The sequence below is a fragment of the Streptomyces turgidiscabies Car8 genome, from assembly GCF_000331005.1.
In the GTDB taxonomy this organism is placed as follows: Bacteria; Actinomycetota; Actinomycetes; order Streptomycetales; family Streptomycetaceae; genus Streptomyces; species Streptomyces turgidiscabies.
In genome coordinates, this window is record NZ_AEJB01000407.1 from 1 (window position 1) to 8,622 (window position 8,622).

The window sequence follows — 8,622 nt, forward strand, 5'->3', positions numbered from 1 at the left end:
TAGCCCGCCGCACCCTGCTCCTTCACGTACGGCAGCCAGAACACCGTGGTCAGCCGCCTCCAAGGCCCAGACACGCCGACACACTCCCCATCCCGATCCCCACGCATCACGGAGAGCCGCCCCATGCACGACCCACACCACGAACTGCCCACCACCCAACAGGAGATGACCATCACCCCTAACAGCGCAGCAAGGTATCCCGCTGGACCGTCCAAGGGGCGGCCCAACGGGGAAGCCTCCGCCCCGAGGGTGGCGGAGGTGCTCGGGCACCAGGGGGTGCCCGAGAGGGAACAGCCCGTCGACACCGCTGCCGTTCCGCTGTCGCGAGCCGCTGACGCTGCCGCGCTGCACCGTGTCGCCCGCCGCCGTAAGCGCGAAGCCGTGCAGCGCAAAGAGCGTGTTGACGTGCGCTACAGCGTCGACGAGAAGACCGCGATCCTGCGCAAGGCCCGGTCGCTGAACATCGCTGGCGCCCACTACGTCGGCGCCGTCGTCATGGCCCACATCCACGGCGACCTCCCCCTGCCAGGCCAGCGCACCCCGCTCGACGACTACATCGACGAACTCACCGCCCTGCGCAGCGAGGTCGCCAAGATCGGCCACAATATCAACCAGATCGCCAAGAAGCTCAACTCCGGTGACCGTCCACACTCTGGGGACACCGCCGTCCTGAACCAGGCCGGGCGTACCTTGGGTGCGGTCGGTACGACCGTGAGGGACATCGCGGCAGCCGCGAACCACGCCGTCAGCAAGAAGGCGGCCCGATGATCGCGAAGATCAGCAGCGGCCAAGACACCGCGGGCCTGGTCCGGTACCTCTTCGACACGAAGAAGGCCAAGGACCACACCGACCCCCACCTGGTCGCCTCCTGGGACGGCTTCGCCCCCGACCCCGGCCGCACCGACGACTTCGACGCCACCAAGAAGCGCCTCGTGGCCGACCTCAACCTGCACGTCAAACAGGCCCGGCGACTGGGCCGCGCACCCGAGAAGCACACGTGGCACTGCTCCATCCGCGCCGCCACAACTGACCGCCACCTCAGCGACGAGGAATGGGCCGACATCGCCCGCCGCGTCGTGGCTGCAACCGGCATCGCACCCGAAGGCGACCCGGACGGATGCCGCTGGGTCGCTGTCCGCCACGCCCCCGACCACATCCACATCGCCGCCACCAAGGTCCGCGCCGACCTGAGCACCGCCCGCCACTGGAACGACTACCTCACCGCCGACCGCGAACTCGCCGCCATCGAGAAGGAATACGGCCTGTTCCAAGTCGTCCGCGGCGACCGCACCGCCGCCAAGCGCCCCACCCGCGCTGAGCAGGAGAAGGCCCGCCGCGCCGGCCACGACAAGCCCGCCCGCGAACGCCTGCGCACCACCGTCCGCACCACCGTGGCCGCCGCCACCAGCACCGCAGAGTTCATCCACCTGCTCAACCACACCGACGGCGTCCTCGTCGAGGTCGTCTACTTCCCCTCCGGCGACGTACGCGGTTGCAAGTTCGCCAGCCAGGACACCACCACAGCTGACAAGGAGCCCGTCTGGTTCTCCGGCTCCGAACTCGCCCCGGACCTGTCCTTCCCCAGGATCCAGGAACGCCTGGAGAGCATCGAGCCGCAGCCGACCAACCAGCCCGGCCGACGCAGGCCCAACCCCTGGCACCAGGCCACGGCCGCCGCCGACCGCATCCCCCACCACCTCGACCAGACGGACGACGAAGCCTCCCAGGCCCACCTTGCCGCCTTCGGCGAAGCCCTCGACGCACTCCCCCTCCTCGCACCCCAGACCCTTCGGCCCCAACTCCGAGAAGCAGCCAGCGCGTTCGAGCGTGCCACCCGCTCCCGCATCCGGGCCGAGCACCACCACGCCCGTGCCCTGCGCGGCGCCGTGCGAGCAATGGTCCGCGAGCCCGCCCCCAGGGACGGAGCCACCCTGGCGATGCTCCTCGACGCCGCGATCCTCGTCGTCATCGCCGCCGCCCGCTGGCATCAGCTCCACCGCCACGACCAGCAAGTCACCGCCGCCCACCAGACCCTGCTCCACCTCCAGGCCGCCTACGACCACGCCGCAGCCGCGCCCCTGGGCGCCCTCGCCCAGCGCCGACCGCCCCAGCAGGCCGTGGACCGGCACATCCGCCACCTACGCCAGGCCGTCCCCGGGCACGCGGAGCAGATCATCGAAGACCCTGCCTTCGGAGTGCTGACCGCCGCCCTCACCGAGGCCGAAGCCGCAGGCCACGACCCCGAGCGGCTCCTCCAGCAGGCAGCCGGCCAGCGCGCCCTGGACGACGCCGACTCCCCCGCACGAGTCCTGACCTGGCGCATTCAACGCCTCAGCGCACGGCCGGCACCCAGCGCACGAGCCCGCGCAGCACGGGCCCGCAGCCGAGCCCAGAGCCCCCAAGCTCCGGTGCACGCGACAGCCACCCTCACAGTCCTGCAGCAGCCGCAGGCGCGACGCCACTGATCACGTCAAACACCTCCCTCAACGACACGGGAGCCTGCATCACCCGATCGGAGTCCAGGCTGAGGGGGCTCAATGGTCTGACCGAAGCATCGCCTGAAGCCTTCGAGCTGGTGAGTGTCCCCGTTCACGGCAAGTCGCTGCCAATCCGCAGCAGTCAGGACGGCCAGCTCTACGCCGCGAACCTCGGCGACCAGGTACACGGTGATCGACCTATGCCTCTGGCGTATATCTATCGCACCCTCGTCCAGCAGCTGACACGTGCTCCGCCTCGATCTGACTCAACCAACCAAGGACTTCACAGCTGAAATTCGGTACGGCGATTGCGGTATCCGGCACATGAACGTTTTGGACTACCTGTCCGGCCATCGATAGCAACGGATCACGCAACTGAGCGCATCCGAGCCATCACCGAACGTTCAAGTGACCTCTCCAGGCTGGATGTTTCCCAAGGGAGGGGTGGCGTTGGTGTGGGTGCTGGACCAGGAGATGCAGTCGACCAAGAAGGAACAGAAGTGAGCACGAACGGTCACGGAGGCCGAGGGCTTGGACTGCTATGTCTGGCTGCTGCCTGACGGAGCGTAAGCAACTGTCAGTGCCGACAGCTAGCTTGAGTGTGCGCCGAGCCCCGGTCTGGGGCCAACTCAATACACAGGCTGCAGCTCAGGCTGCGCAAGAAACGTAAGAACGGGGAACTAGGCATGACCACACTGGAAGACAAGCTGACTCGCTACAAGGCTCCGTCCAGCAACACCGAGCAAGACAAGCAGGAACGTGCCGAGCGCATGGTACGCAAGGCAGTAGAGGGCTGGAGTGGCTTTGATGGCATCAGCATTAGGTTCTTGCCGAAAGGCTCGTACAAAAACAATACCAACGTCCGCGCTGACAGCGATGTTGATATCGCAGTAATCCACAAGGGGTTTCACTACTTCAACGACGACGCCTTGCGTCCAGCGGACAAGATTGCGCGTCATCCGATCACGAGCAAGCATTACGACGGGGCCGAGTTCCGTGCGGAGCTAGAAAAGGCCATGCGCGCCGCATACGGCAGCGACTGCGACACGTCGGGTTCTACGGCTATCGAGATTGCCGAGAACGGCGGTCGCGTCAAGGCCGACGTCGTGCCTTCGTTTGAACACCGGAAATACCACTACGACACCATGGGAAGGATCCAGTACTTTGAGGGAACCACAACGCGGCGCACGAACGGCGAGTGGGTCATTAACTACCCCGAGCAGCAGTATGCCAACGGGGTGGCCAAGAACAACCGCACTGGAATGCGCTACAAGCAGATGGTGCGCATCCTCAAGCGCGTGGAAAATGATCTTGTGGCAGTCGGCGAAATTGAGGCACTGCCAAGCTACTTCATGGAGTGCCTGGTCTACTGCACACCAGATGGACACTTTAACCATGGAGGTCTGACACCGCTCACCGATGACATCACGCATATTATTCGGCACATCTGGAACCAGACCAAGCCCGGCGCCTCCGCTGAAGACTGGCACGAGCCGAATGACATCAAGCCTCTGTTCGGTCCTGGACAGAAGTGGTCTATGGAAGACGCGCACGAACTGACGCTCAAGACGTGGCAGAACCTGGGGCTTGACAGCTGATGGAAAACATCAAGGTTCGCATCGGCATTGGTATTGCCGCTCTCGTGTGGCTGACGCTTGCGCTGCTCGCCGGCCAGGGCTTTTCACAGGTGCCGCTCCGCATCTACTCCGTCGCTGGCACTGTTGCCGCACTTGTGTTCACTCTCTGGGAACGCTTTATCTGGAAGTGGAAAGCCGTGCGGTATTTCACGGGCGTGCCGTTGGTGGCCGGAACGTGGCGTGGTGAGCTCGTCTCCTCTTATGTCCATCCGGACGGTACGAGCGTTCCCGCGATTCCGACGGCAATTTACATCTCCCAGTCGGCTTCTAAGTGGACGGTTACACTGTTCACTGGAGAGTCGAAGTCGATTTCTGAGCACGCCAAGCTAATCCACGATCCGGATGGTCGATGGCGGCTTAGCTGGCAATATGTCAACACCCCTCGACCCGGGGTGCGTGACCGTAGCGAGCGACACAAGGGTGCGGCAGAGGTATACATCGGTTCGCAACCTGGCGAGGGGCTCGAAGGAGCGTATTTCACAGATCGGCGCACGGATGGCGAACTGCGTCTTCCTGAGTGGTCTCCTGCCCGCTACAGCAGTGCTGAGTCTGCTCTTTCTGCCGACGGGTTCAATCACGCGAGCCCGTTTGTCGGGGACAAGTAGAGGCGGTTGTTAGTGAAAGAACGCTACATCGAGCAATTCATGTGGGGCTTCCAGGACAGCTTCCGCATCTCTATCGACCTTGAGGTTGAGCGCGCTTTCGAAGATATCGGCTTCGAGGCTGAAGCCAGATGTATTCTCATTGGCTTTGAGGCGGCGGGCGAGCATCAGTTCCCGATCTGCGTGGAACAGGGTGAAATCCTGTACAAGCCAGAAGATTTTGCCGACGTGGCGCACCTCGCGATCGAGAAGTACAAGCAGAATCCCGAAAGTAAGATCTTCAACACTGATCCGAGAACGCATAAGCTACGGCAAGAATCTCTTTTGAATCGAATGCGAGCGGAAGCACTCGAAGATATCCTCGGTTCATTAGAAGGGCAGGAAGGCAGTATCTTCTTCGCCAGTAATTCGGTGCAGGTGGGGGACTATGACGTTCACGTAATAATCGGAACGGACAAGCAGGCGGTTGCTCGTGTGCCGCAAATCGCTACAACCATGATCGACCGAATGCCCGTGATCCACTCGCTCCTCCATGCGGTTGTCTGGGAGATTCTTGGTCGAGCTGCAAAAGCCTTGTATCTACCGGACGCCGGGGCGGGTCTGCGTGTCTTGGGTGCTAGTACGGGTGAGATGGTTCGTACAGCTACAGAAGACATGTTGCGTACTATGATTTACTGCATCGGCTATTGGTTCGCAAGTGACTTTCACTTGCTCATGAACCAGCTTTCAGCACTGCCATATGAAGGGCGTGAGGGTGCTGGACGCTTGGTCTTGTCAAAGGCCGAAAACCCCGCTATTGACATCAGCTTAAAACTGACAACTCCAGTGAAGAGCCGCAACACACTGGCTATCCGCAAGCTGCTTGAAGGTGGCGGCCCGACCGCCGATGTATTCTGTGATGGAGAGCAGGTCTACGGACTAGGAGCGGTACGACCTGACTATGACCCCGCCTCCGAATCGGTCTTCGTTGTGACCTTTCTAAGACGAGGATATTGGGAGCTATCGCACGCAGACGTGGCGCTACTTGCGGTCCGTGATGGCATCCCCAGTCTGCCTAGACATGTCCTAGACGAAGGCTATCTTGCCGACCTGTGCGATCGCCTCTTCCCTGATGGAGACGACGACGCTCTACTGCGAGCAGCCCGAGCGATTGGCAAGCACCGTCATGGGGCAATGCTTGTTATATCCATGGATGCCAAGAGTGAGGCGAAGCGACTATCTCCGCAGTCGTGGGTAGTCGAGCCGGGTCCGCTCTCAACGAGCTTGCTTACGCAGCTCACTGACATGGACGGTGCAGTTCTACTTGACCCGCGGGGAAATTGTCACGCGATCGGTGTGATTCTTGACGGGGTCGCTAAGGGTGAGGGTGACCCAGCTCGTGGAAGTCGGCTCAATAATGCGGTGCGTTACCTCGGCGGCAGTCGACCAGTAACCATTGTCGTGGTGTACAGCGCTGATGGCGGTATTGACATTTTGCCTCAGATGCACCCTCGAGTGTTGCGAAGTGAAGTCAATGGCGCTGTAGCTACCTATCTTCACTTGGCAACACAGCGACCTCCAGAGCTAGAGCTTATTAGCCGGGTATGGAAGGTGGTCGAGTCCTTTCAATTCTATCTTTCTAGCGACCAGTGTGACGTCCTCAACGACGCCCGAAAGGAATTGGAGGAATGGCGAATGGAAAATATGCAGCTCACTATTCGGGAGCGATCTTTTCGCCCCGACTCCAGGATGGATGACAGTTACTGGCTTCCAGAGAGCGATTAACGCACTCTCTCACTTAACGCTCGCCAGATAGCCCGCGCAATGCCGCTCCAACCAGGATTCTCCGCAGTCTCGACTGCGGGACGGAAATAGAAATATATGGGTCATGATTACTATCACTGCACAAGTCGCCATAGATTTGCCCGTTGACGAACTGGCGCTGCATGTTCTCGAGGACATGGTGCGGAGCAACGAGTGGAATTCGTACAACTACTGCTTGAGCTACACCCGCGACGAGAATTATCGGACGAATGGCGGCCAAGCCATGCGGGCCATTTCTGAGGCGGTGCAATGGTTGTGGTCGCACGGGATGCTCGCTAACAAGCCTGGAGATAGCAACCCGCAAGCCATGTTTGTGACGCGCCGCGGGCATGAAGCTGTTGCGCAAGACATTGCGACCGTGCGCAGCGTCAACCGCCTACAAGAAAATCTGCACCCGTTGATCGAAGCCAAGGCCCGAAGACAATTCCTCATTGGCGAGTACGAAAACTCCATCTTCGTTTCGATGAAGGCCGTCGAGGTTCGTGTGCGGCAGCTGGCCGGCTTCGGAGACGACGCGTTTGGCACGGACCTGATGACCAAGGCTTTCAAGTCTGGCGGGCCGCTCGCCGATCCCGCCGCACCCTCCGGTGAGGTCGACGGAACCATGATGCTCTTCCGGGGCGTGTATGCCGTACTCCGCAACCCTTCCGGGCACCGGGAAGTCTCTTTCGATGACGTAACCGAGGCATCCGAAGCAGTCATGACCGCCAGCCTGCTCATGCGGATGCTGGACAAGATCGAGTGTCGGTTGAACCATTAGTCCTCGGGTACCAGTTGGGCCATGAGGGCAGGCGGAGGTTCCTCGCTCAGTACCCTGCTCTCGCCAAAATTCAAATCCCTGCTTGACGATCTCCCGTTCAACCTCAAACCACAGTAAGGGCAGCAGTCAACCCATTACCTGTACTGCACGAAGGAACCCAGGTTCGTGCGTCCATCAGGCTCTCGACATAGGGGTTGTACGTTCGGGATCGAAGGTGCGCGCGAGACTCTCCCGGATCACGGTGTCGCTGGCACATAGAGCAGCCGTCAGTTGTCCTCGCAGCTCATCGGGGACAGTTCCTGCCCTGAGGGCGCAGGCACGCACCAGAGCGCGGCACTCCTGTGTTTGCCGGTCCGTGGCGAGCGCGGCGAACAGAGGGTGCGCGAGGTTCTCGCGGGCCGCGTAGCCGTCTTCGGCATCCGTCGTCCTGCGGTGCAGTTCCTCGACGATGCGGCGTGCGCCGGGCGCCTCGGCGGAACCGATCGCGTCAAGGACGGTAAGTCCGAGCCGGATGTCAAAGACGGTCATCCCGAGTTCGGTCTTCCTCTCCGAGTAAGTCGTCACCAGGTCCGCCAGGTGGCCGTCGACCGGCTGCCCGGCGGCGCGGCGGCACAGGACGGTCAGGCATGCCGTGACGGCTTGCTCCCATGGATCGCCGGGCATCGTGGCAGCGAGGAGAGCAGCGGCTGATGCCGTGTCACCCGCTACGAGGGCGGCAAGTATGGCGGCTTGGCGCCCATCGAGCATCCGTTTGCCTACGCCGTGGTGGGCTTCGATGTGTGCTTTGGCCTCGGCCCAGCGTCCCTCGGTGGTCAGCGTGCGTGTGCCGTCGGCGAGGAGTACTCGCCACAGCCACGCGCGGACCTCGTGGCGGTCTTCGTCCGTCGTGGTGAGGTCCGCCGGTACCGCGACACCGTCGAACCGAGCAGCCGCGCCCGCCTCGACGGCCTCATACAGGTCGAGCAGTCGCTGACGTCCCTCGTCGGCGCGTCCGGCGCGAATCCGGAGGCGGGCGAGGTTGACGACCGGTTCCAGTCCCCGGATCGCGCTCATGCCGGGCAGGGGGCAGGCGTGGAGGTAGGCGGCGGCGTGCTGGTGACACATCTCGCGTGCGAGGTCGGGAAGGCCGAGATCGGAGGCGATGAGCGCGGCCTGGTTGTAGACGGCCGATGCGCGCCCCTGGTCGGTCTTCTTCACGGCAGTGTCGGCCAGCTCGACGAGCGCGCGCACGCGATCGGGCAGGGGCAGACAGGCGGGCCGGAATCGGGCGACGAGCGGGAAGCGCTGGGCTACGGGTCCGTGCGGGTCCATGGATCCCCCGGGGCGTGGGTGAGAGTAGCGGA

General features: G+C 62.4%; 7 protein-coding genes. 6 read left to right on the forward strand and 1 reads right to left on the reverse strand.

The genetic code is table 11. The features are described 5' to 3' along the window. Positions 1–123: 123 nt before the first annotated feature. The 6 genes from mobC to STRTUCAR8_RS29655 all read left to right on the forward strand — a co-directional run bounded on the left by mobC (position 124) and on the right by STRTUCAR8_RS29655 (position 7,279). Positions 124–768 (forward strand): plasmid mobilization relaxosome protein MobC, encoded by a 645-nt coding sequence (gene mobC, locus STRTUCAR8_RS29635; protein WP_078507366.1) that lies wholly within the window; start codon positions 124–126, stop codon positions 766–768. Beyond that, positions 765–2,465: a relaxase/mobilization nuclease domain-containing protein gene (locus STRTUCAR8_RS29640; RefSeq protein WP_006379800.1), complete on the forward strand. Its 1,701-nt coding sequence runs from the start codon at positions 765–767 to the stop codon at positions 2,463–2,465. The genes mobC and STRTUCAR8_RS29640 overlap by 4 nt, the downstream gene beginning before the upstream one ends. Before the next feature lie 698 nt (positions 2,466–3,163). After that, on the forward strand, positions 3,164–4,075 hold the full coding sequence (locus STRTUCAR8_RS29645) for a nucleotidyltransferase domain-containing protein (RefSeq protein WP_006379804.1): 912 nt from the start codon (positions 3,164–3,166) through the stop codon (positions 4,073–4,075). Further along, complete coding sequence (locus tag STRTUCAR8_RS50425) at positions 4,075–4,719, forward strand: Cap15 family cyclic dinucleotide receptor domain-containing protein (protein ID WP_078507367.1); 645 nt, start codon at positions 4,075–4,077, stop codon at positions 4,717–4,719. The genes STRTUCAR8_RS29645 and STRTUCAR8_RS50425 overlap by 1 nt, the downstream gene beginning before the upstream one ends. A 12-nt stretch (positions 4,720–4,731) precedes the next feature. Next, on the forward strand, positions 4,732–6,480 hold the full coding sequence (locus STRTUCAR8_RS50430) for a diadenylate cyclase (RefSeq protein WP_006379799.1): 1,749 nt from the start codon (positions 4,732–4,734) through the stop codon (positions 6,478–6,480). A gap of 103 nt (positions 6,481–6,583) precedes the next feature. Beyond that, positions 6,584–7,279, forward strand: coding sequence for a TIGR02391 family protein (locus tag STRTUCAR8_RS29655; RefSeq protein WP_044473124.1), 696 nt, complete (start codon positions 6,584–6,586; stop codon positions 7,277–7,279). 174 nt (positions 7,280–7,453) lie between these two features. Here the strand turns inward: STRTUCAR8_RS29655 and STRTUCAR8_RS29660 are convergent, their stop codons facing one another. Further along, positions 7,454–8,590: a hypothetical protein gene (locus STRTUCAR8_RS29660; protein ID WP_179200573.1), complete on the reverse strand. Its 1,137-nt coding sequence runs from the start codon at positions 8,588–8,590 to the stop codon at positions 7,454–7,456. Positions 8,591–8,622 lie beyond the last annotated feature (32 nt).

Excerpts from the sequence above, each read along its gene's own strand:
- mobC (WP_078507366.1), top strand. The coding sequence starts at position 124 with ATGCACGACCCACACCACGAACTGCCCACCACCCAACAGGAGATGACC.
- STRTUCAR8_RS29640 (WP_006379800.1), top strand. The coding sequence starts at position 765 with ATGATCGCGAAGATCAGCAGCGGCCAAGACACCGCGGGCCTGGTCCGG.
- STRTUCAR8_RS29645 (WP_006379804.1), top strand. The coding sequence starts at position 3,164 with ATGACCACACTGGAAGACAAGCTGACTCGCTACAAGGCTCCGTCCAGC.
- STRTUCAR8_RS50425 (WP_078507367.1), top strand. The coding sequence starts at position 4,075 with ATGGAAAACATCAAGGTTCGCATCGGCATTGGTATTGCCGCTCTCGTG.
- STRTUCAR8_RS29655 (WP_044473124.1), top strand. The coding sequence starts at position 6,584 with ATGATTACTATCACTGCACAAGTCGCCATAGATTTGCCCGTTGACGAA.
- STRTUCAR8_RS29660 (WP_179200573.1), bottom strand. The coding sequence starts at position 8,590 with ATGGACCCGCACGGACCCGTAGCCCAGCGCTTCCCGCTCGTCGCCCGA.